Annotated in this window: 22 protein-coding genes; 11 read left to right on the forward strand and 11 right to left on the reverse strand. The window is 69.5% G+C overall.

Features of this window, described 5'->3' with window-relative positions; genetic code table 11:
- The first annotated feature begins 7 nt into the window (after positions 1-7).
- Complete coding sequence (locus ACXC9Q_RS03445) at positions 8-841, forward strand: AraC family transcriptional regulator (RefSeq protein WP_457054990.1); 834 nt, start codon at positions 8-10, stop codon at positions 839-841.
- Here ACXC9Q_RS03445 and ACXC9Q_RS03450 read toward each other — a convergent pair whose 3' ends face one another.
- A complete protein-coding gene (locus ACXC9Q_RS03450) occupies positions 842-1,690 on the reverse strand; it encodes a DinB family protein (RefSeq protein ID WP_457054991.1) in 849 nt (282 codons plus the stop codon).
- Positions 1,691-1,754: 64 nt separating this feature from the next.
- Here ACXC9Q_RS03450 and ACXC9Q_RS03455 point away from each other — a divergent pair, with 64 nt between their 5' ends.
- Positions 1,755-2,696: a helix-turn-helix transcriptional regulator gene (locus ACXC9Q_RS03455; protein ID WP_457054992.1), complete on the forward strand. Its 942-nt coding sequence runs from the start codon at positions 1,755-1,757 to the stop codon at positions 2,694-2,696.
- On the opposite strand, the gene hrpA is transcribed toward ACXC9Q_RS03455, so the two are convergent.
- From hrpA to ACXC9Q_RS03475, 4 genes are all read right to left on the reverse strand, one after another.
- The gene (hrpA, locus tag ACXC9Q_RS03460) at positions 2,693-6,778 is read right to left on the reverse strand and encodes an ATP-dependent RNA helicase HrpA (protein WP_457054993.1); all 4,086 of its coding nucleotides are present in this window, start codon (positions 6,776-6,778) and stop codon (positions 2,693-2,695) included. The genes ACXC9Q_RS03455 and hrpA overlap by 4 nt on opposite strands.
- Before the next feature lie 43 nt (positions 6,779-6,821).
- The gene (locus ACXC9Q_RS03465) at positions 6,822-6,986 is read right to left on the reverse strand and encodes a hypothetical protein (RefSeq protein ID WP_457054994.1); all 165 of its coding nucleotides are present in this window, start codon (positions 6,984-6,986) and stop codon (positions 6,822-6,824) included.
- Between the two features lie 11 nt (positions 6,987-6,997).
- Positions 6,998-7,690 carry an LLM class flavin-dependent oxidoreductase gene (locus ACXC9Q_RS03470; protein ID WP_457054995.1) on the reverse strand — a complete coding sequence of 231 codons (693 nt, stop codon included), beginning with the start codon at positions 7,688-7,690 and terminating at the stop codon, positions 6,998-7,000.
- 78 nt (positions 7,691-7,768) lie between these two features.
- A complete protein-coding gene (locus ACXC9Q_RS03475) occupies positions 7,769-8,176 on the reverse strand; it encodes a universal stress protein (protein ID WP_329476939.1) in 408 nt (135 codons plus the stop codon).
- Between the two features lie 217 nt (positions 8,177-8,393).
- On the opposite strand from ACXC9Q_RS03475, the gene ACXC9Q_RS03480 reads away from it, so the two are divergent.
- A complete protein-coding gene (locus ACXC9Q_RS03480; protein ID WP_457054996.1) occupies positions 8,394-9,266 on the forward strand; it encodes an LLM class flavin-dependent oxidoreductase in 873 nt (290 codons plus the stop codon).
- Here ACXC9Q_RS03480 and ACXC9Q_RS03485 read toward each other — a convergent pair.
- From ACXC9Q_RS03485 to ACXC9Q_RS03495, 3 genes are read right to left on the reverse strand one after another with little or no spacing between them, the layout of a single operon-like run.
- Positions 9,253-10,857 carry an AMP-binding protein gene (locus tag ACXC9Q_RS03485; RefSeq protein ID WP_457054997.1) on the reverse strand — a complete coding sequence of 535 codons (1,605 nt, stop codon included), beginning with the start codon at positions 10,855-10,857 and terminating at the stop codon, positions 9,253-9,255. The two genes, ACXC9Q_RS03480 and ACXC9Q_RS03485, sit on opposite strands and share 14 nt — an antisense overlap.
- The gene (locus tag ACXC9Q_RS03490; RefSeq protein ID WP_457054998.1) at positions 10,854-11,741 is read right to left on the reverse strand and encodes an SDR family NAD(P)-dependent oxidoreductase; all 888 of its coding nucleotides are present in this window, start codon (positions 11,739-11,741) and stop codon (positions 10,854-10,856) included. The genes ACXC9Q_RS03485 and ACXC9Q_RS03490 overlap by 4 nt, the downstream gene beginning before the upstream one ends.
- A gap of 10 nt (positions 11,742-11,751) precedes the next feature.
- Positions 11,752-12,546 carry an alpha/beta fold hydrolase gene (locus ACXC9Q_RS03495; RefSeq protein WP_457054999.1) on the reverse strand — a complete coding sequence of 265 codons (795 nt, stop codon included), beginning with the start codon at positions 12,544-12,546 and terminating at the stop codon, positions 11,752-11,754.
- Between the two features lie 77 nt (positions 12,547-12,623).
- Here ACXC9Q_RS03495 and ACXC9Q_RS03500 point away from each other — a divergent pair, with 77 nt between their 5' ends.
- A complete protein-coding gene (locus ACXC9Q_RS03500; protein ID WP_457055000.1) occupies positions 12,624-13,751 on the forward strand; it encodes a M24 family metallopeptidase in 1,128 nt (375 codons plus the stop codon).
- Between the two features lie 3 nt (positions 13,752-13,754).
- Here ACXC9Q_RS03500 and ACXC9Q_RS03505 read toward each other — a convergent pair whose 3' ends face one another.
- Positions 13,755-14,753 (reverse strand): GlxA family transcriptional regulator, encoded by a 999-nt coding sequence (locus ACXC9Q_RS03505; protein WP_457055001.1) that lies wholly within the window; start codon positions 14,751-14,753, stop codon positions 13,755-13,757.
- Between the two features lie 71 nt (positions 14,754-14,824).
- On the opposite strand from ACXC9Q_RS03505, the gene ACXC9Q_RS03510 reads away from it, so the two are divergent.
- The 3 genes from ACXC9Q_RS03510 to ACXC9Q_RS03520 all read left to right on the forward strand — a co-directional run bounded on the left by ACXC9Q_RS03510 (position 14,825) and on the right by ACXC9Q_RS03520 (position 18,826).
- Positions 14,825-16,099 carry an MFS transporter gene (locus tag ACXC9Q_RS03510; protein WP_457055002.1) on the forward strand — a complete coding sequence of 425 codons (1,275 nt, stop codon included), beginning with the start codon at positions 14,825-14,827 and terminating at the stop codon, positions 16,097-16,099.
- A gap of 50 nt (positions 16,100-16,149) precedes the next feature.
- A complete protein-coding gene (gene soxR / locus ACXC9Q_RS03515; protein ID WP_328520696.1) occupies positions 16,150-16,629 on the forward strand; it encodes a redox-sensitive transcriptional activator SoxR in 480 nt (159 codons plus the stop codon).
- 67 nt (positions 16,630-16,696) lie between these two features.
- The gene (locus ACXC9Q_RS03520; RefSeq protein ID WP_457055003.1) at positions 16,697-18,826 is read left to right on the forward strand and encodes a RecQ family ATP-dependent DNA helicase; all 2,130 of its coding nucleotides are present in this window, start codon (positions 16,697-16,699) and stop codon (positions 18,824-18,826) included.
- On the opposite strand, the gene ACXC9Q_RS03525 is transcribed toward ACXC9Q_RS03520, so the two are convergent.
- Complete coding sequence (locus ACXC9Q_RS03525; protein WP_457055004.1) at positions 18,827-19,618, reverse strand: ArsR/SmtB family transcription factor; 792 nt, start codon at positions 19,616-19,618, stop codon at positions 18,827-18,829.
- Positions 19,619-19,726: 108 nt separating this feature from the next.
- On the opposite strand from ACXC9Q_RS03525, the gene ACXC9Q_RS03530 reads away from it, so the two are divergent.
- Genes ACXC9Q_RS03530 through ACXC9Q_RS03540 form a run of 3 tightly spaced genes read left to right on the forward strand, consistent with a single transcriptional unit; the run spans position 19,727 to position 22,036 of the window.
- Entirely contained in the window at positions 19,727-20,518 is a 792-nt protein-coding gene (locus tag ACXC9Q_RS03530) for a GNAT family N-acetyltransferase (RefSeq protein WP_457055005.1), read from the forward strand.
- Between the two features lie 12 nt (positions 20,519-20,530).
- Positions 20,531-21,277, forward strand: a complete 747-nt coding sequence (locus ACXC9Q_RS03535; RefSeq protein ID WP_457055006.1) for an SDR family oxidoreductase — start codon at positions 20,531-20,533, stop codon at positions 21,275-21,277.
- Between the two features lie 18 nt (positions 21,278-21,295).
- On the forward strand, positions 21,296-22,036 hold the full coding sequence (locus ACXC9Q_RS03540) for a TioE family transcriptional regulator (RefSeq protein WP_457055007.1): 741 nt from the start codon (positions 21,296-21,298) through the stop codon (positions 22,034-22,036).
- Here ACXC9Q_RS03540 and ACXC9Q_RS03545 read toward each other — a convergent pair.
- Positions 21,981-23,543 carry an adenylate/guanylate cyclase domain-containing protein gene (locus ACXC9Q_RS03545; RefSeq protein WP_457055008.1) on the reverse strand — a complete coding sequence of 521 codons (1,563 nt, stop codon included), beginning with the start codon at positions 23,541-23,543 and terminating at the stop codon, positions 21,981-21,983. The two genes, ACXC9Q_RS03540 and ACXC9Q_RS03545, sit on opposite strands and share 56 nt — an antisense overlap.
- A gap of 154 nt (positions 23,544-23,697) precedes the next feature.
- Between ACXC9Q_RS03545 and ACXC9Q_RS03550 the strand changes: the two genes are divergently transcribed.
- Entirely contained in the window at positions 23,698-25,464 is a 1,767-nt protein-coding gene (locus tag ACXC9Q_RS03550) for a M1 family metallopeptidase (protein ID WP_457055009.1), read from the forward strand.
- Positions 25,465-25,647 lie beyond the last annotated feature (183 nt).

Below are 25,647 nucleotides of genomic sequence, written 5' to 3' on the forward strand. Positions count from 1 at the left end.
TGTTGATGTGGAGCAGGCGCTGCGGTTCGAGTCGCACGCGTTCGGCCGGCCGTACCACGCGGCCCGGGTGCGGATCCCCGCGCGGACCCGCGACACCGAGTTGCACACGCACGCGGACTTCCACGAGTTCATGGGCGTGGTGTCGGGCCGCGGTGAGCACCTGCTGACCCGCGGGGTCGACGACCTGGCTGCCGGCGACGTCGTGCTGGTCCGGCCGCACGATCGGCACGCGGTCCGCGGCTCGGCGCCGGACGGACTCGAGTTCGTCAACGTCGCCTTCCCCAGCTCGGCCTGGCAGGGTTTCCTCGACCTGACCAGGACCGATCCGTCAGGCGGTTGGGCGGCGTCGCCTGGCCCGGTCACGTTCCACGCCCCGGCCGCGACAGCCGTCTTCGAGCACACCCTCGGACGATTCCAGGACGAGCCCGGCTCGTACGACCTGATGCGCTTCTGGATCGACCTGCTGCCGTTGATCTCTCCCGTCGAGAGCGCGACCGGGCCGGGCACACCCAGCTGGCTGGCGAAGGCATGTACGGCGATGCGCGCCGAGGAGAACCTCCGCGGCGGCGTGCCGCGGCTCCTGAAGCTGGCCGGCGTCAGCCCGGCCCACCTGTCCCGCTCGCTGCGGTCCGCGTACGGCGTGACCCCGACTGCGTTCATCGCCGACCTCCGCCTGGAGCACGCCGCTTCGTTGCTAGCAGCAACCAATGCGACGGTCGCGACGATCGCCACCCGGTGCGGCTTCAGCAGCCAGTCCTATTTCACCCGCTGCTTCACCGGGGCCCACCAACTGTCACCCCGCGACTTCCGCCGCCGCTCCCAGCGCGCCTTCGTGCCATGATCAGAGCTTGGTGAGGAACTCGACGGCCTCGGGTTGCTTGAACCACTTCGCCCAGCCGAGGACGTCGGCACCGAACCGGGGATCGGTCGCGGACAGATCCGCGCCGTGCTCCACCAGGAACCGCAGCGTATCCAGCGATCCGGTCCCCGCGGCCAGGTGCGCTGCGGTCCTGCCGTCCGCGGTCCGTTCGTTGACGCCGAACCCCAGGTCGGCGAGCTTCGGGATGATCTCCCATCGCTGCGCCGCGGCGGCTTCGGCGAGCACCGCCGGGCGCTCCGCCGGCGTCACCTCGCCGGCCAGGGCGGCGACGAAGGGGTCCTCGGCTCGCAGTCCGCGATAGAAGTCGCGCATCGTGCCCACCTCTGCGCCGTGATGAACGAGCTCGTCCAGGATGTGCAGGACGAACGCGGTGCCGTCGTGCTCGGCCCACGGACCCGCGATCTCGCCCATCGGGCGGTCGAGATCGTCCTGGCAGAGCGCAGCAAGACGTCCGCGCCAGACGTCGTACGCATGGTCGAGCGCTGCCAGCGCGGCCTCGGCCGATTCCGGCACCGGCGGCTCGCCGTCGCCGGCCGCCGGTTCGTGTCCGAGCCACGTGGCGGTGCGCTCCTCCTGCAAGATGTCGACGATATGGGTGATCCGCCACGCGACGGTGGTGAACGGCGGCGGTTCTGGGGGAATCCAGGCCCCGTCGGCGGCAAAGCCCGTGTCGGTCTTCCGGACCGTCCAGCAGCCGTCGAAGGGCTCCCAGAAGTACTCCTCGTCGGTCAGGCCCTTCACCCGGTCGCGCAGTCGCTGCCAGGCGAAGTCGGACAGGTCCAGGAGGTTCTGCTTCAACGTGGTGGTCATGAGCTCACCGTAGAACGACCTGCGGACAGGATCGGTCCGCAGGTCGAGGCAGAATGGTCGGACCATGGATACCGCGGCCCGGTTGCTCCGCCTGCTGTCGCTGCTCCAGTCGCGCCCGCAGTGGGACGGTGCCGACCTGGCGGTCAGGCTCGACGTCACGCCTCGCACCGTACGGCGTGATGTCGCCCGGCTGAGATCACTCGGCTACCCGGTCGACGCCGAAGCCGGGATCGGTGGTGGCTACCGCCTCGGCCCCGGCGGTCGGCTGCCGCCGCTTCTGCTCGACGACGAGGAAGCGGTGGCGATCGCGGTCGGCCTGCGCGTCGCGACGACCACGACGGTGTCGGGGGTGGAGGACGCGGCGATCTCCGCGCTGGCCAAACTGCATCAGGTGCTGCCCACCCGATTGCGCGCACAGGTCGCCGCGATCGGCGCGCACACGACCCAGTTGCCGCAGGGCGACCTGCCGACCGTCGACGGCGAGGTACTGGTCACGCTGGCCGCCGGGTGCCGCGATGTGGAAGGGATCCGGTTCCGCTACCGCACCCACGACGGCACCGAGTCCGAGCGCAGCGTCGAGCCGCTGCAGATCGTGCACACCGGCCGGCGCTGGTATCTCGTCGCCCGCGACCGCGATCGGCAGGCCTGGCGCACCTTCCGTGTCGACCGCATCGCAGCCCCTGTGCTCACCGGCTCGCGCTACCACTTCGACGACCCGCCCGATCCGGTCGCACTCGTTGCTGAAGGCACCGGAGTGGCTCCCTGGGACATCGTCGCCCGGATCCGCGTCCACGCGGACGCGGCCACGGTGACCAGGATGATTCCGCCGAGCCAAGGGGTCGTCGAGCCGATCGACGCGACCACCTGTGAAGTCCGCATCGCCGCCAACGAGCTGGGCCCGTTGGTTGCCCAGGTCGCCCGCATCTACTGGCCTTTCGAGATCCTGGACCCACCCGAGCTACGCGCCGCCGTCCACGACCACGGTCGGCGCCTGCTCGATTCCTAGCTCTCCGCGAGCGCCTTCCGGATCCGCTTCTCGGAGACCGGGTACGGCGTACCCAGGGTCTGGGCGAAGAGGCTGATGCGGAGCTCTTCGAGCATCCAGCGGACTTCGAGGAGCTCGGGGCTCGGGTATTTGCCGGTCGGGACGGCTCGGAGATGCTTCTGGTACTCGCCAGTGAGGTTCTGCACGATGGCCATGCCGGAGCGGTCGCGCATCGCGTTGGCGCCGATCTTGTCCAGGCGTTGCTCCATGCCGCGCAGGTAGCGGACCAGATCCGGAAGGCGCTTGGCTCCGGTCTCGGTGATGAAGCCAGGGTGGACGAGCGCCTCGAGTTGGCCGCGGACGTCGGACAGCGCCGCGAGAAGGGCCGGGCTCGATGCGCGGGAGATCTGCTTGTCCACAGTCCGCGCATGCGCCAGTACCTGCTCGACCTGGCGCAGGATCGTCAGGACGGTGTCCGCGAGCTCCGACCGTACGGCGTCGCGCAGTACGGAGAAGGCGGTCAGATTCCACGCCGGGCCATGCGCGTCTGCCATCAACTGGTCGACGGCCGCCGCGATCGCGTCGTCGAGCAGCTCACCGACGTTGCGGTGCGGTCCCGCCATCAGCGTCATCTTCTGCTGGTTGGTCAGATGCCGCTGTACGACGTCGATCACGGACGGCATCGTCAGCAGCAGGAGCCGACGGGTGCCGTTCCACATCGCGGCGGCCTGGTCGCGTTCGGTCTCCTGCAGCCGGATCGCGACGCTCTTGCCTTCGTCGACCAAGGCGGGGTAGCCGGCCACGGTCAGGCCGTTGCGGTGTTCGGAGAAACTGCGCGGCAGGTCGCCGAAGGTCCAGTCGGTCAGCCCGGACTTCTCCAGCCCGCTGACCGCCTTCGAGGCGACCTTGGAGATGGCGGCCGTTGTCTTCGGCTTCAGGCGCTCCTTGAGCTTGGCGAGATCCTTGCTCTCGGCCACGGTCTTGCCCTTGTCGTCCACCACCCGGAACGTCATCCGCAGGTGCTCGGGCACCCGCGACCAGTCCCAGTCGGCGGTCTCGATCACCACACCGCGCAGCTCCCGCAGCTCGCGGGCGAGCGCGTCGGTGAGCGGACCGGAGGACGGGTCGAGGTGGGGGAGGACCTGCCGGGCGTGGTCCGGGGCGGGCACGATGCTCCGCCTGATTGCCTTGGGCAAGGACTTGATCAGGGTAGTGACGAGCTCCTCGCGGAACCCGGGCACACTCCACTCGAACCCGTCCGCGGTGACCTGGTTCAGCACCAGCAGCGGGATGTGCACAGTCACGCCGTCCGCGTCGGTGCCGGGCTCGAAGGCGTAGGTGAGGTCGAAGGTCATCCCGTTCTGCGTCCAGTGCAGCGGGAACTCCTCCGCCTTCACCTCGGCGCCCTCGCGGACCACCAGCGACCGCTCGAAGTCGAGCAGGTCCGGGTCGCGCTGGCGGGCCTTCTTCCACCAGGTGTCGAAGTGCGTGCCGGTGACGACCTCGGCGCCGATGCGTTCGTCGTAGAAGGCGAACAGCGTCTCGTCGTCGACGAGCAGGTCGCGGCGCCGGGTCCGTTCCTCGAGCTCCTCGACTTCCTCGATCAGCTTGCGGTTCTCGTGGAAGAACTTGTGGTGCGTGTCCCAGTCGCCTTCGACCAGGGCGTGCCGGATGAACAGCTCGCGCGAGACCTCCGGGTCGACCTTGCCGTAGTTGACCTTGCGCCGGGCCACGATCGGTACGCCGTACAGCGTGACCTTCTCGTAGGCCATGACGGCGCCGGCCTTGCGTTCCCAGTGCGGCTCGGAGTACGTGCGTTTGATCAGATGCTGGGCGAGGTCCTCGGCCCATTCCGGCTCGATCTTCGCGTTCACCCGTGCCCACAGCCGGGACGTCTCGACCAGCTCGGCGGCCATCACGAACTGCGGCGGCTTCTTGAACAGGCCGGAGCCGGGGAAGATCGCGAACTTGGTGCCGCGGGCACCGATGTACTGGTGCTGGTTGGCCGGATCCTTCATGCCGAGGTGACTCAGCAGTCCGGACATCAGCGAGATGTGCACACTCTGCGGGTCGGCGGGCTCACCGCTGTTGAGCGTCACGCCGATCTGCGCGGCGACCTGACGGAGCTGGGCGAAGATGTCCTGCCACTCGCGGACGCGGAGGTAGTTGAGGTACTCGCTGCGGCACATCCGGCGGAACTGGTTGCCGGAGAGCTCCTTCTGCTGCTTCTTCAGGTAGTTCCAGAGGTTCAGGAATCCGAGGAAGTCGCTGTTCGGGTCGCGGAACCGGGCGTGTGCCTGCTGGGCCTGTGCCTCGGCCTCGGTCGGGCGTTCGCGCGGATCCTGGATGGACAGCGCGGCGGCGATCACCATCACCTCGCGGACGCAGCCGTTCTTGTCGGCTTCGACGATCATCCGGGCGAGCCGTGGGTCGAGTGGGATCTGGGCGAGCTGGCGGCCGATCGGGGTGAGCCGGCGGTGCCGCTCGGACGCCTTCGCGGCCTCGATCGCGCCGAGCTCGGTGAGCAGTTGCAGGCCGTCGGTGATGCTGCGCTTGTCCGGCTCGTCGATGAACGGGAACGCCGCGATGTCGCCGAGGCCGATCGAGGTCATCTGCAGGATGACGGAGGCGAGGTTGGTGCGCAGGATCTCCGGATCGGTGAACTCGGGCCGGTTCTCGAAGTCCTCCTCGGAGTACAACCGGATGCAGATACCGTCGCTGGTCCGGCCGCTGCGGCCCTTGCGCTGGTTGGCGCTGGCTTGCGAGACGGGCTCGATCGGCAGGTGCTGGACCTTGGTGCGGTGGCTGTAGCGGGAGATCCGCGCCGTACCCGGGTCGATCACGTACTTGATACCGGGCACGGTCAGCGAGGTCTCGGCCACGTTGGTGGCCAGCACGATTCTGCGGTTCGAGTGCGATTGGAAGACGCGGTGTTGCTCGGCGTTCGAGAGCCGTGCGTAGAGGGGCAGTACTTCCACCGCGCCCGGTCGGCCGCGCTGGTGGGCGAACTTGTCGTTCAGCGCGTCCGCGGTGTCGCGGATCTCCCGCTCACCGCTCAGGAAGACAAGTACGTCGCCGGACGCCTCGACGGAGAGTTCGTCGACGGCGTCCAGGATCGCCTGGGTCTGGTCGCGGTCGATCGTGCTCGGGTCGTCCGGGTCGTTGATGGGGCGGTAGCGCACCTCGACCGGATAGGTCCGGCCGGAGACCTCGACGATCGGCGCCGGCGTGCCCTGGCTGTCCGCGAAGTGCTCGGCGAACCGCTCGGGGTCGATGGTCGCCGAGGTGATGATCACCTTGAGGTCGGGGCGACGGGGGAGGAGCCGCTTGAGGTAACCGAGGATGAAGTCGATGTTCAGGCTGCGCTCGTGCGCCTCGTCGATGATGAGCGTGTCGTACCGGGTCAGGTCGCGATCGCGCTGCAGCTCGTTGAGCAGGATGCCGTCGGTCATCAGCTTGACCAGCGAACGGTCGCTGACCTTGTCGGTGAACCGGACCGCGAAGCCAATCGTCTCGCCCAGCTCGGTGCCGAGCTCCTCCGCGATCCGCTCCGCCACCGTCCGCGCCGCGAGCCGCCGCGGCTGCGTGTGCCCGATCATGCCCCGCACACCGCGCCCGAGCCCGAGACAGATCTTCGGAATCTGCGTCGTCTTCCCGGACCCGGTCTCACCCGCGACCACCACGACCTGGTGATCCCGGATCGCCGCCGCGATCTCGTCCTTCAGCTGACTGACCGGCAACTCCGGCGGATACGTGATCTCCGGCACGGCCATCCGCCGTACCTCGACCCGCCGCTCAGCCTGCTCAACCGCGCCGATCACACCCTGGAGCGCCTCGGCCCGCTTCCGCGCGTCCTTGGTCGTCCGCACCCGCTCGAGCCGCCGACCGAGCTGCTCCCGGTCGTAGGTGGTCAGCCCATCGAGCCGAGCCACCACCTCAGCCAGCGACAACCCGTCCTCAGCGGCCGGGTTGTCGGCGGCCTCTCTCGGCGCACCGCCCGGCTTCGGTCCACGCCGGCGACGAGGCCGACGACGTACGGCGGGGTCCTGGACGGGACCGGTGGCTGGGGAAGGACTCGACGACTCGGTCCGGGCATCAGGCATAACCCGTCCAGTTTAGGCGGCCGGGCACAGCCACTCACCCGGATTACCAAAGGCGTCCTGCCAGCGCCTTGAAGGCCGCGAGCTGGTCGGCGATCGGGGTCTCGACGATGTTCAGATCCCAGTCGACGCGGGTGATGCCGGACTCGGCCGCCAGCTGGAGGTCGTCGAGGATCGCCGCCGGGGTGAAAGTCAGTGGGCCGTTGAGCATCGGGTGCGGTTTCAGCGGGCCGGCGCGGAGGATGATCGGGCCGGAGCCGCCGGCGTCGTGGTACCAGCCGATGGCCGCGTGGGTGGACCCCAGTCGCGGTGGGCCGGTGTGAGTCCGTCGGCGATCCGGGCGGCCCGTTCGATCGCGGGCCGCGCGACACCACCGCCGTACAGGGTGAGCGGTGCCAGTGGTTTGGGCCCGATCTTCGTCGGCGGGACGGTGAAGTGCTGACCGGCGAACTCGACGGGATCGGGTCCCCAGCACGCCCGCAGTACCGCGACCGCCTCCTCGTACGGGGCCACCCGCCCGCGATCGGGGACGCCGGTCGCGACGAACTCCTCCGGCAGCCAGCCGAGCCCGATGCCGAGATCCATCCGGCCGCCCGAGAAGTGGTCGGTCGTCGCGACCCGCCGCGCCAGGACCACCGGCTGCTGGAACAACGGCATCAGCACCGCCGTGTGCAACCGCACCCGCTCGGTCCGCGCCGCGACGTACGTCAAGGTCTCCAACGCGTCGTACGCCGGATACTCCGGCAAGCCGGCGTGGTTCACCCAATCCGGCGCCGCCGGTAACAGCAACCGCTCGAACACCGAGACCGCGGCGAAGCCCAGTTGCTCCACCGCCACCGCGATGTCCGCGATCGCCGCCGGACTCGCCTCCGGCCCGATGATCGGCAGTCCAACTCCCACCTGGGGGTAGGCCATCTGTGCATCCTTCCGACCGAGGGCACACCGACAGCGCCCTCTCCACCCAATGGTCGGAGCCGATTACCGCGGTTTACGTCAGTCGTCGTGCCGGGACGAGGACTTGACTGCGAGGACCGGCACGGGGGACTCCAGGAGGACTCTTTGGGCGGTGCTGCCGAGGATGAGTTTGCCGACGGGGCTGCGGCGGCGGAGGCCGAGGACGATCAGGCCGACGTCCTCGGCGGCGGCCGCCTTGAGGAGTTCGCCGGCTACGTCGCCACTGGTGACGGCCTGCTGGATCGCCACCTCGACGCCCAGCTCGCGAAGTCTGGCTTCGGCGGCGGCCAGCTCGTCGGCGTTGGCGTAGCGGGTGTCGACGTACGAGTCACCGCGACTGGTGTTGAGCAGCAGGACGGACGCCCCGCGCATTTCCGCCTCAGCGGCCGCGGCCGTCAACGCGGCCTCGCCCTCGGGAGTTGGCACGTAACCGACCAGGATCTTCACGCCCTCACTCTCCCATCCGTCTCCACTCCGCTCACCCCTCCACGCCGGACCTGTACCACTCACAACCGACCGACGAACGGGCGGCTCACGCTCGGCTACCTCCCGGCAGCGGTCAGGCACCGGGGTTGGTGAGTGGCCCACGTCCGGCCGGGTGAGGAAGCGCGCTCACCTGCACCGGCCACCCGTTCGGCTCCTCTGAGCGGTTAGGGTCAAGCGCATGGTTGAACTGCAGGTGGTCCTCCCGGACGAGTCGGCGGCCATGGCTCCCGAACGGTTGGTCGAGCTCGCCGTAGCCGCGGAGGAACTCGGCTACGGCACAGCGTGGTTGCCGGATCATCTGCTGCCGCCGGGCGAGTTCGGCTCTACGTACGGCGGGGTCTACGAGCCGCTCGTGACGATTGGCTACCTGGCCGCGCGCACGACCCGGATCCGCTTCGGCACGTCCGTACTCGTGCTGCCGATGCGCAGCCCGTACGTCGTCGCCAAGCAGGCCGCGACGCTTCACCGGTTGTCCGGCGAGCGTCTCGTGCTCGGCATCGGGGCCGGTTGGGACGCCACTGAGTTCGCCAGCGTCGGAGCGACGTTCGAGGACCGCGGCCGCCGTACGGACGAGTCCCTCGCGATCATTCGCGACCTGTTCGCGGGCAAGGACCGCGGCGGTGTCTTCGAGCCGAAGCTCCGCGCCCCGCTTCCGATCATGATCGGCGGTACGACGAAAGCCGCCCTCCGCCGAGCCGCCCGCTACGGCGACGAATGGCAAGGTCTCGGCCTGGACGCCCCAGCCTTCGCCACCGCCGTAACCCGCCTTCACTCACTCCGCGAGGAGTCCGCGGGGCCGGGCGAGGCGTCCGCGACGCCGGGCGAGGAGTTCGCAGGGCGCGGCGGGGTGGAGTCGGCCCGTGCAGACGCGGCGCGGCCGGTGCGGGTTGGTACCCGGCTGGACTGGTCCGGCGGTGAGCCGGGCCCGATCGTCGAGTTGGCCTGCGAGCTCACCGACGCCGGAGCGGAGACCGTGGCCGTCTCCTTCGGCGACGAACTCGACGCCCTGGACCGGATGACCCGCTTCCGCAGCCTGTTCACGGCGGGCTGAGTCTGTTGCGGAGGACCTTGCCGGTGGCGTTGCGTGGGAAGTCGTCGAGGATGACGATCTGGCGGGGGGTCTTGAAGCGGGCCAGGTTGGCGCGGACGTGGGCGATGAGGTCGTCCTCGGTGACCTGCTCGTGGAGTACGACGTACGCGACCAGGCGCTGACCGAATTCGTCGTCGGGGACCCCGGTGACGACCGCCTCGGCGACCGCGGGGTGGGCGGCCAGGCATTGCTCGACCTCGACCGGGTATACGTTCTCGCCGCCGGAGACGATCATGTCGTCCTCCCGGCCGTCGACGAACAACCGCCCGGCCTGGTCGAGGTGGCCGAGATCACCGGTGCTCATCCGCCCGTCGACCACCGTCTTGCTCGAGCCGTCGGAGTACCCGCCGAACACCAGTCCGCCGCCCGCGAAGATCCGCCCGGTCTCACCGGTCGGCACCGGCCGGTCCTGGTCGTCGAGGATCCGGATCGAGCTGCCGAGACACGGCCGGCCGACGGTCCCCGGCGCCGCGATCAGGTCGGCCGACGTCGCGATGGTGGCGATCCCGACCTCGCTCGATCCGTAGGCATCGCACAACACCGGTCCGAACCGTTCGATGAACCGCTCCGCCAGCGGCGCGCCCAGCGCGGACGCCCCGGAGATCACAACCCGCAGCGCCCGCAGGTCGTACGTCGCGATCTCCGCCGGCCCGAGGTCGAGCATCCGCCGCAGCATCACCGGTACGGCGAGGATCGTGCCGGCCCGGGTCCGGTCGGCATCCGCGAGTACCGCAGCCGGGTCGAACCGCGGCCGCAGCACGAGCGGCGAGCCGAGGAACAGCGCGAGCATCGACGTGAGCAGGCCGAGTCCGTGAAACAGCGGCGGACAGATGATGATCGGCTCACCCGACCGGAGACCGAACCGATTGAGCGCGCTCCCGGTCAGCCCAGCGAGCCCCAGTGCGGTCGGCACCCGCGGCGCGGCCTTCGGCGTACCCGTGGTGCCCGAGGTCAGGATCGTGATGTGGCCGGGGGAGTCCGGCGACGGTACGGCGGCCGCCGTCGACCCGGCCAGGTCGTCGAGATCCGAGCGGACCGCCGGGACGCCCGCGGGCGGCGTGAACTCGGCGTCGTGGATCAGCAGATCCGGCCGGTGTCGCTCGAGCACCGCCTGCAGTTGCGGGGGAGCGAACTCGGTGTTCACGAACAGGACGTCCGCGCCGATCCGGGACGCGGCCAGCGTCGCCTCGAGGAACCCGCGGTGGTTCCGGCACAGCACCGCGACCTTGCCACCGGCAACGATTCCGTGCCGGTCGTGCAGCCCGGCGGCGATCCGCTCACAGCGCCGATCGAGCTCGGCGTAGGTGATCTCACCGGCCTCGTCGATGACCGCGGCGCGCTCGGGATAGCGGATCGCCGCGATGGCGCCGAGCGCGGCCATCGACTGACCCCAGGTGCGCAGCGCTCGCTCGATGCCGATCAGCTGCGACGGCCGGGCCGAGCGCCACAGGCCGGACTTGATCAGGGCAACCGACAGCCCGCCGACCTCGGCCGCGCCTTGGATCAGCCACTCCGGCGGCCGCATCGGCGCGATCGGGCGGGGCGTCCTCATGGCTTACCCCGCTTGGTCCCGCCTCCGGTACGACGGAAGTACTGCTCGAGCAACCGGTCCGTCGGGACACGCAACAGGTTGCCCAAGGCATCGGCCGGGCGGACCATCGGGGGAGTGATGTTGTGCGGCCGCTCCGCGACCGCCGTACAGACCTGATCGGCGGCCTGCTCCGGGGTGAGCCCGGGCAGCTTGTTCAGCATCGGGGTCGGCTCGCTCATCCGGGTGTGCACGAGGCCCATGTAGACGGTCGACGTGGTCACGCCGTCGCCGCGGATCTCCTGCGCGACACAGCGCAGCCACACATCGAACGCACTCTTCGACGCCAGGTACGCCGACCACCGCGCCATCGGTGGGGTCCGCACGCCCGCGGTCGAGACGTTGACGATGTGCCCGGAGCCGCGCTCGCGCATCGACGGGAGCAACTCGAGCACGAGTTTGGCCGGGCCGAGGTAGTTGACCGCGTTCGTCCGCTCGATGTCGTGGAAGCGCTGGTACGAGTCCGCGACCGACCGGCGGATCGACTTGCCCGCGTTGCTGACCAGTACGTCGACGCGGTCGTGCTCGGCCAGCACCGTGCGAGCCAGCTCCTCGACCGCCGCCGGATCGGCCAGGTTCGCCGGGTAGACGAACGCTGTACCGCCGCCGGCCCGGATCTCGCCCGCCACAAGCTCCAACTGATCCGCCGTCCGCGCCACGAGCAGCACGGTCGCCCCGGCCCGGGCGAGCCGCCGCGCGGTCGCCTCGCCGATCCCGTACGACGCACCGGTCACCAGGACCACCTGGTCGCGAACGGCCGCGGCCAGCCGATCGTCGGCGATCCCTGCTCGTCCATTGGTCAACGCGACAAGCAACGACCACCCGATCGGACGCTTCCCAGTCACCATGCGGCTGACATTACCCGCTGGTAGCCGCGGATGGCAGGCGCTGCAGCCATTCGCGGACCAGGGCGCCGAACAACTCGGGCTGCTCGAGTTGCAGGTTGTGCCCGGCGACGTCGAGAGCCGCGAAGGTGGCGCGAGGGTAGTGCGGGAGCAGCGCGAACTGATCGGCGTACCCGGTCACGGCGTCTTGTCTGCCGCAGACGATCAGCGTCGGTCCGGCGTAGACAGGTCCGCTCTCCGGCTCGATCGACAACGCCCAGTTCCGCTGGATGCGGTCGAGCGCCTCGGTGTCGGCGACGGCGAGGCCGGTTGCCACGTCGGAGCGGTACGCCGCCAGGGCGGCCGCTGTCTGGACCACGGCGAGGTCGGTGAAGTCCTCGCCCTCGGTCAGGGACTCGACGACGCCCGGCTCTGTGCGCAGGACGACGTGTTCGGGCACGGTCCGCTCGCTGTGGACCAGCTTGCCGACCGGGCAGACCAGGCCGAGGCCGAGGATCTGCTCCGGCCGCTCCGCGACCAGGCCGCGGGCGAGGTAGCCGCCGTACGACTCGCCGATCACGATGAACGGCTCGGTGCCGATGTGCTCGTCGATAAACGCCCGGACGGCGGCCTGGAGGCCGTCGGAGCTGTCGATGTCGCCGGCCGGGCTCTGGCCCATGCCGGGCAGGTCGGGGTAGAGGCGCCGGTACCCGGGCAGTTCGGCGAAGATCGGCTCCAGGCATCCGGTCATCAAGCGGTGGTCGGGGGTCCAGCCGTGCAGCGCCAGTACTGGAATGCCGTCGCCGTAGGACACGTGGTGCAGTGCCATCGCGGTTACCTTTCGCCGAGCCCGATTCGAGCGAAACAAGTTGTAGCAACCGGTACCGACAGTCTTAGAGTCGCCTCATGTCGAGTCGCATACCTCAAGGTCCCGCACCCGAAGCTTCCATCCTTCATGCCCGCCTGGAACGCGCCCGCGAAGCGGCCGCCGGCACCGGTCTGCTGATCGCGCCGGGGTCCGATCTGCGTTACCTGATCGGTCGGGCCGGTGGCTCGTTCGAGCGGCTGACCACGCTGGTGATCCCGGCCGACGGCCCGGTCGCGCTCGTCGTACCGAAGCTGGAGGCGCCTGGATTCGCCGGCTCGCCGCTCGACAAGCTGGGCGTCGAGGTCGTCACCTGGGTGGACGGCGACGACCCGTACGGCGTTGCCGCGGATCGGCTGCGCGGCGTGGATCTGGTCGCGGTCAGCGATTTCACTCCGGCGTTGCATGTGCTCGCGCTACGGGATGCGATGCCGAAGGCTGAGCAAGTGCTGGCCGGGCCGATCGTGCGTGAGCTGCGGATGCGCAAGGACGCGGCCGAGATCGAAGCGCTGCGGAAGGCCGGGGCGGCGATCGACCGGGTGCACGCTCGGGTCGGCGAGTGGCTGCGGCCCGGCCGGACCGAGGCGGAGGTCGGCGCCGACATCGCGGCCGCGATCGTCGAGGAGGGCCACATCCTGGCCGACTTCGTCATCGTCGGCAGCGGACAGAACGGCGCCAGCCCGCACCACGCGGTGTCCGACCGGGTGATCGAGGCAGGCGACGTGGTGGTCGTCGACATCGGTGGACCCGTTGCCGAGGGCTACAACTCGGACTCGACCCGGACGTACGCCGTCGGCGAACCCCGGGACGCGGATGTCGCCGCGACGTACGCCGTACTGCAGCAGGCGCAGCAGGCGGCGGTGGACGCGGTGCGGCCCGGCGTGTCGGCGGAGTCGGTCGATGCTGCGGCACGGGAGGTCATCGCGGCGGCCGGATTCGGCGACCTGTTTATCCACAGGACCGGACATGGGATCGGGCTCGACGTGCACGAAGAGCCATACATTGTCAGTGGGAACGGATTGCCGCTGGAGCCGGGGATGGCGTTCAGCATCGAGCCGGGCATCTACCAGCCGGGACGCTGGGGTGCGCGGATCGAGGACATCGTGGTGGTCACCGCGGACGGCGTCGAGTCGATGAACAACCAGCCGCACGAGCTGGTCGTGCTCTGAGGCTCAGCCCGCGCGGAAGGTCTTGCGGTAGGTGAGGGGAGACACCCCGAGCTCGGAACGGAGGTGATGGCGCAGGGAAGCAGCGGTACCGAGGCCGGCCGACTCGGCGACGCGATCCACGGTGAGGTCGGTCGTCTCCAGCAGGTGGCATGCGTGGCGCACGCGTTGCTGCAGCAGCCATGCGCCCGGGGACTGTCCGGTCTCGGCCTTGAAGCGCCGGCTGAAGGTGCGCACGCTCATCTGCGCATGGGCGGCCATCGCCGGCAGGCTGAGCGCCCGGCCGAGCCGCTCGAGCGCCCACGCGCGCGTCGGCGCGGTCCCTTCGCTGCCTTCCTCCGGTACGACGCGCTCGATGAACTGCGACTGACCACCGTCCCGCCACGGCGGTACGACGCAATGCCGCGCGGCCCGGTTCGCCACCTCGCTGCCGAAGTCGCGGCGGATCAGATGAAGGCAGAGGTCCACGCCCGCCGCGAGGCCGGCGGACGTGAGGATGTCGCCGTCGTCGATGAACAACCGGTCCTCGTCGAGCTGCACCTGCGGGTAGATGCTGCGGAACAGGTCGGCCCGCTGCCAGTGCGTGGTCGCGGGCCGATCGTCGAGCAGCCCGGCCGCACCGAGGACGAACGCGCCGGTGCAGATCGATGCGATCCGGGTGCCCGGCCGGATGGTCGCGAGAGCGTCGGCCAGGTCGTCGGGCAGCGTACCTTCGTAGCGCGGCTGCGCGATGTACGTGCCCGGGATGATCACGGTGTCCGCGTCGGCCAGTGCCTCCGGGCCGTAGTCCGGGATCAGGCTGAAGCCGGCGCTTGCCCGGATCGGCGCGATCTCCAGTCCACAGATGCGGACGTCGTACAGCGGGGTGCCGTCCGCCTGCCTGGCCGCCCCGAAGACGGTCGGCGGAATCGTCAGGTCGAACCCGACGACCGGCGCGAGGGCCAGGACGGCGATCCGGTGCGGGCCGACCGCGGAGAGGTGCCGCTTGCCGCGAACTGGAATCATGGCCATATCTTGACACATGCTGGCGTTCTGGCCACTAGTTCGACGGTGGTCGAACCGGCAGACTTGGCCGGGTGACGCAGATTCTGGAGACGAAGAAGGCTTCCCGGGTCCATCTGGCCTGGGCAGTCGCGGCCGTGGGGTTCGTGACGCTGATCGGTGCGGCCGGCTTCCGGTCGGTGCCCGGGGTGCTGCTGGATCCGCTGCACGACGAGTTCGGGTGGTCGCATGCGACGATCTCGTCGGCGGTGTCGATCAACCTGCTGCTCTACGGCCTGATCTCGCCGTTCGCCGCCGCGTTGATGGACCGGCTGGGCCTGCGTCAGGTGGTCGGTGGGGCGCTCGTCCTGATCGCGCTTGGCAGCGGACTGACTGTGTTCATGACCGCGTCCTGGCAATTGCTGCTCTGCTGGGGTCTCCTGGTCGGCATCGGCACAGGGTCGATGTCCATGGTGTTCGTCGCGACGATCTCCGGTCGTTGGTTCGTCCATCGTCGCGGTCTGGTCACCGGAGTCCTGACGGCCGCCGGTGCGACCGGGCAGCTGATCTTCTTGCCGCTCATCGCGAGTCTGGCCGGCCACTACGGCTGGCGTGTGCCTGCGCTGGTAGCGGCCGGCTCCGCGCTGGCCGTCGTACCGCTGGTGCTGTTCTTCTTGCGGGACTACCCGAGCGATGTCGGACTGCGCGCGTACGGCGCTCCCGAGGGCAGCACGGCCGGACAGCGGGTCGAGTCGACCGGGAGCAGTGCCGTACGGGCGCTCAAGGCGTTGCAGACGGCCATGCGTCGGCCGGCGTTCTGGTTGCTTGCCGGTGGCTTCGCGATCTGTGGTGCGTCGACCAACGGACTGATCGGCACGCACTTCGTGACGGCTGCGCACGACCATGGCATGCCGGCCACGACCGCGGCGTCCTTGCTGGCGCTGGTGGGTGTGTTCGATGTCGGCGGGACGATCGCATCCGGCTGGCTGACCGACCGGTGGGATCCGCGGTACCTGCTCATCGCCTACTACTCGCTGCGTGGGCTTTCGCTGCTGGTGCTGCCCTCGCTGCTCGGTCCGTCCGCTCAGCCGAGTGTCTGGGTGTTCATCATCTTCTACGGGCTGGACTGGGTCGCGACCGTTCCGCCGACGGTGGCGCTGTGCCGGGAGTGGTTCGGAGTGGACGGCCCGATCGTGTTCGGCTGGGTGTTCGCATCGCACCAGATCGGTGCCGCGCTGGCCGCAACGGGTGCCGGCTGGATCCGGGATGCCCAGGGCAGCTACAACCTGGCCTGGTATCTGGCCGGCGGATTGTGCGCGGCCGCGGCCCTGATGTCCGCGAGCATCGGGCGCCGCCTCGTGACCGCCTGAGACCATCTGTCCGCTAGCCTCGATCTAGGTTGAGGTTGGAGGGATGGACGATGGACATCGAGCCGGGTGAGCTGACAGTCGGGCAGTTGTCGCAGCGCAGTGGCGTGGCGATCTCGGCTCTGCACTTCTACGAGCGCCAGAACCTGATCGTGAGCCGTCGTACGTCGGGCAACCAGCGCAGGTACCGGCGGGACACCCTGCGCCGCGTGGCGTTGATCCGGATCGCGCAACGGGTCGGGATCCCACTCGCGGAGGTGGCCGCGATCCTGGCCTTGCTGCCGGACAACCGGACGCCGACACGCGCGGACTGGGAGCGCATCTCCGAGTGCTGGCAGGCCGAGCTCGATCGCCGGATCCTGCACCTGGAGCAGTTGCGCGACGACTTCAAGGACTGCGTCGGCTGCGGTTGCCTCTCCCTCGACCGCTGCGCCCTCGCCAATCCGTACGACGCCTTGGCCGCGAAGGGTCCGGGACCGCAGCGACTGGTGACCGCCGAGGGCGAACCGTGCCACCCCGGCAAGTGCGCCTGATCCGGGTTTTCCACAGGCCGGCGGCTGGGCTCAGCGAAGTGTAGGTGCGGGCGTCTAGTGTTTCGGCATGGCTGAGACCAACGCGACGCTGACTCTGACCGACGAGCGCGCCAAGATCGCCGGCGGTGTGATCCAGGCGATCGCGGGGGAGAGCGCGCGGCTGCGGGCGGATCAGGAGACCGCGGTCGCGGCTCTCTGTGAGCCGGCCGCGCGAGTGCTCGTGGTGCAGGCGACCGGTTGGGGCAAGTCGGCGGTGTACTGGGCGGCGACCGCGATCAGACGGGCCGAGGGCGCCGGTCCGACGCTGGTCGTGTCGCCGTTGCTGTCGTTGATGCGCGATCAGGTCGCGGCCGCGAGCCGGGCCGGTCTGCGCGCCGCAACGTTGAACTCGAACAACATCGACGAGTGGTCGAGTATCGAGAACGATCTGCGCTCCGGGGCGATCGACGTCTTGCTGGTCTCACCGGAGCGGTTGGCCAACCCCGGCTTCGGGCGGCGCGTGCTCGACGGGCTGGCCGGGCAGATCGGGCTGTTGGTGATCGACGAGGCACACGCGGTGTCCGACTGGGGGCACGACTTCCGGCCGGACTATCGACGGGTCTCCGACGTGCTGCAGCAGCTGAACCCGAAGACTCCGGTCCTCGCGACCACCGCGACGGCGAACGCGCGGGTGACCGAGGACGTCGCGCATCAGCTGGGCGAGTCGACGCTCGTACTGCGGGGTCCGTTGGCGCGATCGAGTCTGCAACTGGCGGTGGTCGATGCGTTGTCGCCGCTGGATCGGTTCGCGTGGGTGGTCGATCATCTGCCGAAGCTGCCTGGCTCGGGCATCGTCTACACGTTGACGGTCGCCGACGCGCAGCGGCTGGCCGCGGTGATTCAGGAGGTCCACGGTCGCGACGTACCGGTTGCGGCGTACACGGGTGGGTTGGAGGCGGGGGAGCGCGAGCGCCTCGAGGATGCACTGCGCGCGAATCAGTTGAAGGCGCTGATCGCTACGTCGGCGCTGGGGATGGGGTACGACAAGCCCGATCTCGGGTTCGTCGTGCACGTCGGGTCGCCGCCGTCGCCAGTCTCGTATTACCAGCAGGTCGGTCGTGCGGGGCGCGGGATCGATCATGCGGTGGTGGCGTTGCTGCCGTCCGATGCGGATGCCGGTGTGTGGGACTACTTCGCGACGGCGACGATCCCGATCCCGGAGAACGTGCAGCGTCTGCTGCGTGGCTTGGACGGGTACGGGCCGGATCAGCCGGCCACCGTTCCGGCGCTCGAGGCCGAGACGGGACTGCGCCGTACTCGCGTTGAGCTGATGCTGAAGCAGTTGGCGGTGGACGGGGTCGTCGACCGGGTCGAGCGGGGCTGGGTGCGGACCGGGGCGGAGTGGACGTTCGACGCCGCCCACTACGACGGGATCGTTGCCGTCCGGCGGCGCGAGGCGGACATCATGCGCGCCTACACGCGTGGTGATCGTTGCCTGATGCAACTTCTGCAGGAGTCGCTGGACGATCCGTCGGCCGAGGCGTGCGGGCGGTGTTCGGTGTGCCTGGGGGAGTTGCCCGATCCGCTGGGGGAGCGGCCGGAGGCGGAGACCGTGGCGACGATCACGCGGTTGCTGCGCGGCGAGGTGCATGTGCTGGAGCCGCGGAAGATGTGGCCGGGCGGTGCGTTCGGTGCGAAGGGCCGCATCCCCGCGGAGCTGGGCGCCGAGCCTGGCCGGAGCCTGATCTATGCCGACGCTCCCGAATGGCGCGAGGTCGTCCGCGCCACCTTCACTGACGCCGAACCGCCCGCCGAAGCACTCGAAGCGCTGGAGGCCGGTGCCGTCGCGGCGCTGTCCCGCTGGCGCGGCTCGTGGTCAAGTCGCCCGGAGGTGGTCGTCGCCCTACCCGCCGCGGGTCACCGTCGGCTGACAGCCGCGATCGCTGAGCACGTTGCTGCCGTAGGCCGCCTGGACCAGGCAGAGCTGACGGTCGACCGCAGCGGCTTCACCGACGATCTGTCATCGGCAGAGGAGGCGAGGGTCTGGCGCGACGGCCTCCAGGTCGACGGCGCGACCGCCCAAGCTGTCACGGCCCGGACCGTCCTCCTGCTCGTCGACGCCACCTCATCCCAATGGCCCATCACTGTGGCCACCGCCAAACTCCGCGAGGCGGGCGCCGCCGCAGTCCTCCCCCTGCTCATCCACAAACGTCCGTAGTCAGCCGGCTGCCAGTTCAGGGCTGGTCTCGGCGAACGACTTCAGATCGGAGATCAGGCGGGTCCAGCCGTCGTCGATCATGGCGCGGATGGCGCTGCCTGGTTCGAAGCCGGTGTGGATGACGGTCAGTTTGACCTGGTCGTCGACCGGTTCGAGCTCGAAGGTGGCCTTCGAGAGTGGCTCGCGGCTGGTCTTCTGGTAGAGGTCGTCATCCATCTCGACCGCCTTCGCGAACTCCGGCGTGATGTGGTGCCACGTGAAGGACAGCCGCGTGTACGGGTCGTGCTCGAGCACCACCTGTCCCGGGCCGGCCATCGCGACGTCGCCCAGGTGCCACACCATCTCCGAGCCGACCTTCCAGTCGGTCTCGTGCTGGACGTGCCAGTACTGCTCGGTGAAGTTCGGGTCGGTCAGCGCCTGCCACAGGCGCTCCGGCGTGGTCTTGATGTACGTCGTGTAGACGAAGTCGTTGTCGCTCATGGTTTCGGCCTCCAAAGCCGTTTTGAGATCGGCGAACAGCTCGACCCGCCGGCGGTCGTACCGGTTGATCCAGCGGTCCGCGATGGCGTTGATCGGCTCGGCGTTGAGGTGGTGCAGCTTCTCCCGGCCGCGCCACACGGTGGTGACGAGGTTGGCGGCCTCCAGCACGGCGAGATGCTTGCTCACCGACTGCCGGGCCATGTCCAGGCCGGCGCAGAGCTCGCGCAGCGTCTGCCCGTTGCGCGCGTTCAGCATGTCGAGCAACTGCCGGCGGCTCGGGTCGGCCAGGGCGCGGAACACCTCGTCGTCCACCACGCTCCGATCAGGTCATGCAGCCGGCCGGCTGCATAAAGACAATAGGCAGCCCGGCGGCTGCATGTCAATCCGGAATGAGATTGACGGGGGCAGGAGGATGGCCCTGTGGAGATCACGAGCCTCGGTTATCGGACCGACCTGTTGCTGCTGGAGCTGAGCGGAAGCGTCTTCCGCGACGCCGGCGAGTACGTCGTGGTGCGGACGCCGGACAACCCGGGCTTCTGGTGGGGGAACTTCCTGCTCTACCGCACCCCGTTCGCGCTCGGTGACACGAAGATCCGCCTGGACTCCTTCCACCGGGAGTTCCCGGCCGCGAAACATGTTGCCCTGGGCATCGACAGCGTGGACGGCCAGATCGGCTCCGAGGACGAGCTGACCGCGGCCGGCTTCACGGTCGAGCAGAGCGTGGTGATGACCGCGAGCGAGGTCGTCGCACCACGCCGGCCCAACGAGGAGTCGACGTACCGCTTGCTGGGCAGCGACGACGACTGGGAGCAGTTGGTTCAGCTCAGCCTGGCGACCGCGGACATGACGGTCGACGAGGCGTATGAGCAGTTCACCCGGCGGAAGCTGGTGGCGAATCGTGCTCTGGTCGAGGCTGGACACGGGAAGTGGTTCGGGGCGTTCGACGGTGACCGGTTGCAGAGTTCGCTCGGGCTGATGTTCGACGGGAAGGGGCTGGCACGGTTCCAGGCTGTGCAGACCGCGCCGGAGGATCGCGGCCGCGGGCTGGCGAGCACGCTGGTCCACCGCGCGTCGACGTACGGCCTGACCGAGGGTGGGGCGCGAACGCTGGTGATGGTCGCGGATCCGGAGTACCTGGCGATCCGGATCTACCGCGCGCTCGGATTCGCCGACTCGGAGACCCAGTTGCAGTTCACGCTGCCGTCGGCGTGACAGGGTGAGGGCATGACTGAAGTACGGCGTGGGGTTGTCCTGGTCACGGGTGGGAGTCGAGGGATCGGCGCCGCGTCGGCGGTCGCGCTCGCGGCGGACGGATGGGACGTCGGCGTCAACTACCGGACCCGCGAGGACGAGGCCGCGCGCGTGGTGAAGGCGTGTGAGGGGCTCGGCCGGCGGGCGATCGCCGTACAAGCCGATGTGGTCGAGGCCGACCAGATCGAGCGGCTCTTCGACACTGTCACCGCCGGGCTCGGGCCGATCGGTGCCGTGATCAACAATGCCGGCATCGTGTCCCCGCGCGGCCGGGTCGCCGAGTACGACGCCGAGCGGCTCGACCGCGTGTTCCGGATCAACTCCGTCAGCGCGTTCCTGGTCGCAGGTGCCGCAGTACGTCGGATGTCCACGGCGTACGGCGGTTCCGGGGGAGTGATCGTCAACGTCTCGTCGCGGGCAGCCGTGCTCGGGTCAGCCGGCGAGTACGTCGACTATGCCGCGAGCAAGGCCGCGGTCGACGCGCTCACCACCGGACTGGCCAACGAGGTCGCCAAGGAGGGCGTCCGCGTGCTCGGCGTCCGCCCCGGCCTGATCGAGACCGACATCCACGAACCGGGCCGGCTCGAGCGCATCGGTACCACGCCACCGCTGGCCCGTCCCGGGAAGCCGGAAGAAGTCGCCGAGGTGATCGCGTTCCTCGCCTCCGACCGCTCGTCGTACATGACGGGAACCACCATCGACGTCTCCGGCGGCCGCTAGTTCCAAGGGAGAGACGAGATGGGACTGCGCCCGGTTGATCTGGCGCGGCGAGCCGGTGTCTCGACGCAGCTCGTCCGGAACTACGAGGCCGCCGGGATCCTGCCGCCGGCACCGCGATCCGATACCGGGTACCGGCAGTACGGGCCCGAGCATCTGTCGGCGTTGCTGACCTATCGGGCACTGGCGCCGGGATTCGGGGCGGAGACGGCCACGGAGATCATGCGCGCCGTGCTCACGGGCGATGAGGCGCTGGCCTACCGGTTCGTGGACGCAGCCCATGCCGCGCTGCATGAGCAACGGCTGGCCACCGATGCCGCGAGTGAGGCGCTCGGTGCGATGGCTGCGGAGTACGTCGAGGAGTCACCGGTAACCGGGCCTTCACTGCTGGTGGGGGAGCTCGCGCATCGGCTGGGCGTCCGCACCTCGGCTCTGCGGGTCTGGGAGGCTGCGGGCTTGCTGGCGCCTACGCGGGAGCCGGGGACGAAGTACCGGCGATACGGTCCGGACCAGGTGAGGGACGCGCGGGTCATCCACATGCTGCGCCAAGGGCGGTACTACTTCGAGCAGATCAAGCCGGTGATCGACGGACTGCGGCGTACCGGGAGCACCGAGGCGTTGCGGGACGCGATCGCGGAACGACGGGCCGCCCACGACCGCCAGACCAAGGCGATGCTGCACGGCGCGGCCCTGCTGCACGAGCTGATCACCGAGGAGCAGGGATCGCCAGATGGGTCGGCGCGGAGCGGCCGCGGACAGTGACCCGGTCCGTCGGCTGCCAGTGATCGGCCTCCGCAGGTGCCGATTCGTCGACCGCGCTCATCGACGCGATCAGCCGGGCCGGCGTCGACTTGGCCAGCTCACTCACGCGGGCCGCCTCGTTCACCGGGTCGCCGATCACCGTGTACTCGTGCCGCCGTACGTCGCCGACCGTGCCGGCCACCACGATCCCGGCCGTCACGCCGATCCCAGCCGTTGCCTCCGGCAACTCCTCGGTCAGCCGCCGGGCCAGCTCGCGACCCGCACTGAGCGCGCTCCCGGCCGCGTCCGGCAGCTCGGCCGGCGCGCCGAAGATCGCCAGCGCGGCATCGCCGGCGAACTTGTTCACGAACCCGCCCTGCCGATCCACCTCGTCGACCACGATCTCGAAGAAGCGGTTCAGCAGGTGGACCACCTCGGTCGGCGGCCGGTCCGCCGCGAGCTCGGTCGACCCGACCAGGTCGACGAAGAGCACGGCGACGAACCGCTCCTCGCCACCGAGCTGGTCACTAGTGAGCGCCTCCTGCACGACGCCAGGACCGACGTACCGCCCGAACAAGTCGCGGATCCGCTCCCGGTCGCGCAGTCCCTCCGCCATCCGGTTGAACCCTGCCTGCAGCGACCCGAGCTCCGTGCCGTCGAAGACCGGGATGCTGACGTCGAGCCGGCCCTCACCGATCAGGCTCAAGGCTGTCCGCACCGAACGAACCGGCGCGACCACCGACCGCGCCGACAGCATCGTCAGGAGCCAGCCGTTGCCGAGCGCCACGATGCCCAGCGCCAGGATCACGACCGAGAGCCGGGTCGAGGAGACGTCCTTCTCGATCAGCGCGAGTACGGCGGCCAGCATCAGCCCGGCCACCGGCACACCCGAACCCACCGCCCAGAAGAACACCGTCCGAGCCTTCAAGCCGGCCGCGAGCAGCCGGCGCGGCGGCGGCGAGTCGACCAGCGCCCGGGCCGCGACCGGCCGGAGCGCGAACTCGGTCAGCAGGTAGGAGACCGCACAGGTGATGATCATGCCGTCGAAGACGGTGACTGCGATCCGCAGGGCGTTCTCCGGCTGGAGCACGAGCGTCATCCCGGTGAAGATCACCCCGGCCACCAACCAGAGCAGAACCTCGATCAGCGTGAGTCGCAGTGGCAGCTGAAGGGTCGCGATCTGCTCCGCACGGGTGGCCGGTCGCTCCTCGTCCACCCAGCGGGTCACGCGCCGGGTCAGCCACGTGCTCCAGATGCAGCCGACCGCGATGGCGATCAGGAAGTACAACGGGATGGCGATCGCCTCGAACAGCTTCAGGTGGTCGAGGAGGGGAGGGCCGGGCAGCACGAACACGGCGAGCACGAAGACGACCAGGGCACCGATCAGGTTGGTCCCGATCGAGAACGTCGTCATGAGCACCTGCAGCCGGAAACGCAGCAGTCGCGTGCTTTGGTCGGCGGGCCCCAGCAGCCATGATCCGAACGGCCGCCTATTCAGCGTCAGTTCGGGACTTCCCTGCGACATCATGGTCACAGTCTGCTAGGAGGCACCCCGGTTTTCGCAACCGGCGTCAGGATCAAACCAGGGTTTTGGCACCATGGTGCGGCTGGCCCAGAATGGCCGCCTGATCGGGCTGTCGCGTGGGTACTGTTCCCCGGACACCTGACTCGGGGAGTTATCCGTGACGCACGATCGCCACTCCTATGCCGAACCTGCCCTGGTTCGGACCACCCATCTCGAGCTCGACCTCGAGCTGGACTTCGCTGCGAAGGTCCTGACCGGCAGCGCCACGCACACGCTGGCCTGGGCAGGCACCGGTGACCGGCTCGTTCTCGACACCCGCGACCTGACCGTGGTCGCGGTTGAGGGCGCGACCGGCGACGGCTGGGAAGCGCTGGAGTACAGCCTGGCGGTGCCGGACAAGGAGCTCGGCTCGGCCCTCACCATTCGCACCGCTCAGCACCAGCGCGTGCGGGTCAGCTACCGCACCGCGCCGACGGCGACGGGTCTGCAGTGGCTGGAGCCGGCGATGACGGCGGGTGGCGTGATGCCGTTCATGTTCAGCCAGTCGCAGGCGATCCACGCCCGGAGCTGGGTGCCGGTGCAGGACACTCCGAGCGTGCGGTTCAGCTACTCCGCCCACGTCACCGCTCCGCCCGAGCTGATGGTGCTGATGAGCGCCGACAACGGTACGACGTCGCGCCGCACCGGCTCGTACGACGTGGTGATGCCCGAACCGATCCCGTCGTACCTGCTGGCCATCGCGGCTGGCGACCTGGTGTTCGAGCCGATCGGCGAGCGGTCCGGGGTGTGGGCCGAGCCGGAGATGGCGCGGCGGGCGGCGACCGAGTTCGCCGACACCGAAGAGATGATGCGGGTCACCGAGGAGCTCTTCGGCCCGTACCGCTGGGGTCGCTACGACCTGCTCGTGCTGCCGCCGTCCTTCCCGTACGGCGGGATGGAGAACCCGCGGATGACGTTCGCGACGCCGACCGTGGTGATCGGGGACAAGTCGCTGGTCAGCGTGGTCGCCCACGAACTCGCGCACAGCTGGTCGGGCAACCTGGTCACCCAGGACAGCTGGGACGACATCTGGCTGAACGAGGGCTTCACGTCGTACGTCGAGAACCGGATCGTCGAGGCGGTCTACGGTGCCGAGTTCGCGGTGATGGAGACGGCGATCAAGCAGCACGCGACAGTCGTGAAGCTGGACCCGCTGACCGCGGCCGAGCTGGCCGTTGAGCTGCCGGGACTGAACCACCACTCGGAGTACCACGGGACGACGTCGACCGGGCCCCTCAAGGGCTCGTGGTTCCTGTCGTGGCTGGAGGAGCGGTTCTCGCGTGAGGTGTTCGACCCGTTCCTGCGCGGGTACTTCGACCGGTTCGCGTTCCGCAGCATCAACAGCGACGACTTCGTCGCGCACCTGCAGGAGCACTTGCTCGAACCGCACCCGGGTGTGGTGACCGAGGCCGAGATCTCGGCGTGGCTGAACGAGCCGGGGATCCCGTCATTCGCCCGCCGGGCGGTTTCGGAGCGCTTCCAGGCGGTCGACGAGGCCAGGGACCGATGGCTGACGACCGGCGAGCTTCCGGCCGGTGCGGAGCGGTGGACCACGCAGGAGTGGCTGCGGTTCCTCGACGCTGCCCCCGACGTACTCAGCCCGCTGCTCTTGCAGCAGCTCGATCGCGCCTTCGGCCTGACCGGCACGGCGAACGGCGAGATCGCCCGGCGCTGGTACCAGATCGTTGCCGCCAGCAGCTACGAGGCGTCGTACGCCGAACTGGCCGAATTCCTCACCAAGGTCGGCCGGATGAAGCTGGTCCTCCCCGTCTACCAGGCCCTGGCCGGCACGGACCGAGCCTTCGCCGCCGAAGTCTTCGCCAAGGCCCGCCCCGGCTACCACCCGATCACGACAGCAGCAGTCCAGAAGATCCTCGGCCAGTAGCCGACCCGGACCTCCGCCACTCACCAACCTCCCCGCCACTGACCCATCCGACCGTCACCAACCGCGACCTGCCGCCGCAGACGGGGTTTGGTGAGTGGCGCAGGTCCGCAGCACGTCGGGCCGACCTTTCGGAGGTTGACTTGAGGCCTGTCGGTGGTGGACCGGCTGGACAAGGTGCAGGGG

The organism is Kribbella sp. CWNU-51, from assembly GCF_054073265.1.

Excerpts from the sequence above, each read along its gene's own strand:
- ACXC9Q_RS03505 (WP_457055001.1), bottom strand. The coding sequence starts at position 14,753 with ATGATTCCAGTTCGCGGCAAGCGGCACCTCTCCGCGGTCGGCCCGCAC.
- ACXC9Q_RS03520 (WP_457055003.1), top strand. The coding sequence starts at position 16,697 with ATGGCTGAGACCAACGCGACGCTGACTCTGACCGACGAGCGCGCCAAG.
- hrpA (WP_457054993.1), bottom strand. The coding sequence starts at position 6,778 with ATGCCTGATGCCCGGACCGAGTCGTCGAGTCCTTCCCCAGCCACCGGT.
- ACXC9Q_RS03540 (WP_457055007.1), top strand. The coding sequence starts at position 21,296 with ATGGGACTGCGCCCGGTTGATCTGGCGCGGCGAGCCGGTGTCTCGACG.
- ACXC9Q_RS03485 (WP_457054997.1), bottom strand. The coding sequence starts at position 10,857 with ATGAGGACGCCCCGCCCGATCGCGCCGATGCGGCCGCCGGAGTGGCTG.
- ACXC9Q_RS03450 (WP_457054991.1), bottom strand. The coding sequence starts at position 1,690 with ATGACCACCACGTTGAAGCAGAACCTCCTGGACCTGTCCGACTTCGCC.
- ACXC9Q_RS03545 (WP_457055008.1), bottom strand. The coding sequence starts at position 23,543 with ATGATGTCGCAGGGAAGTCCCGAACTGACGCTGAATAGGCGGCCGTTC.
- ACXC9Q_RS03495 (WP_457054999.1), bottom strand. The coding sequence starts at position 12,546 with ATGGCACTGCACCACGTGTCCTACGGCGACGGCATTCCAGTACTGGCG.
- ACXC9Q_RS03465 (WP_457054994.1), bottom strand. The coding sequence starts at position 6,986 with ATGCTCAACGGCCCACTGACTTTCACCCCGGCGGCGATCCTCGACGAC.
- ACXC9Q_RS03480 (WP_457054996.1), top strand. The coding sequence starts at position 8,394 with ATGGTTGAACTGCAGGTGGTCCTCCCGGACGAGTCGGCGGCCATGGCT.
- ACXC9Q_RS03490 (WP_457054998.1), bottom strand. The coding sequence starts at position 11,741 with ATGGTGACTGGGAAGCGTCCGATCGGGTGGTCGTTGCTTGTCGCGTTG.
- ACXC9Q_RS03500 (WP_457055000.1), top strand. The coding sequence starts at position 12,624 with ATGTCGAGTCGCATACCTCAAGGTCCCGCACCCGAAGCTTCCATCCTT.
- ACXC9Q_RS03470 (WP_457054995.1), bottom strand. The coding sequence starts at position 7,690 with ATGGCCTACCCCCAGGTGGGAGTTGGACTGCCGATCATCGGGCCGGAG.
- ACXC9Q_RS03535 (WP_457055006.1), top strand. The coding sequence starts at position 20,531 with ATGACTGAAGTACGGCGTGGGGTTGTCCTGGTCACGGGTGGGAGTCGA.
- soxR (WP_328520696.1), top strand. The coding sequence starts at position 16,150 with ATGGACATCGAGCCGGGTGAGCTGACAGTCGGGCAGTTGTCGCAGCGC.
- ACXC9Q_RS03455 (WP_457054992.1), top strand. The coding sequence starts at position 1,755 with ATGGATACCGCGGCCCGGTTGCTCCGCCTGCTGTCGCTGCTCCAGTCG.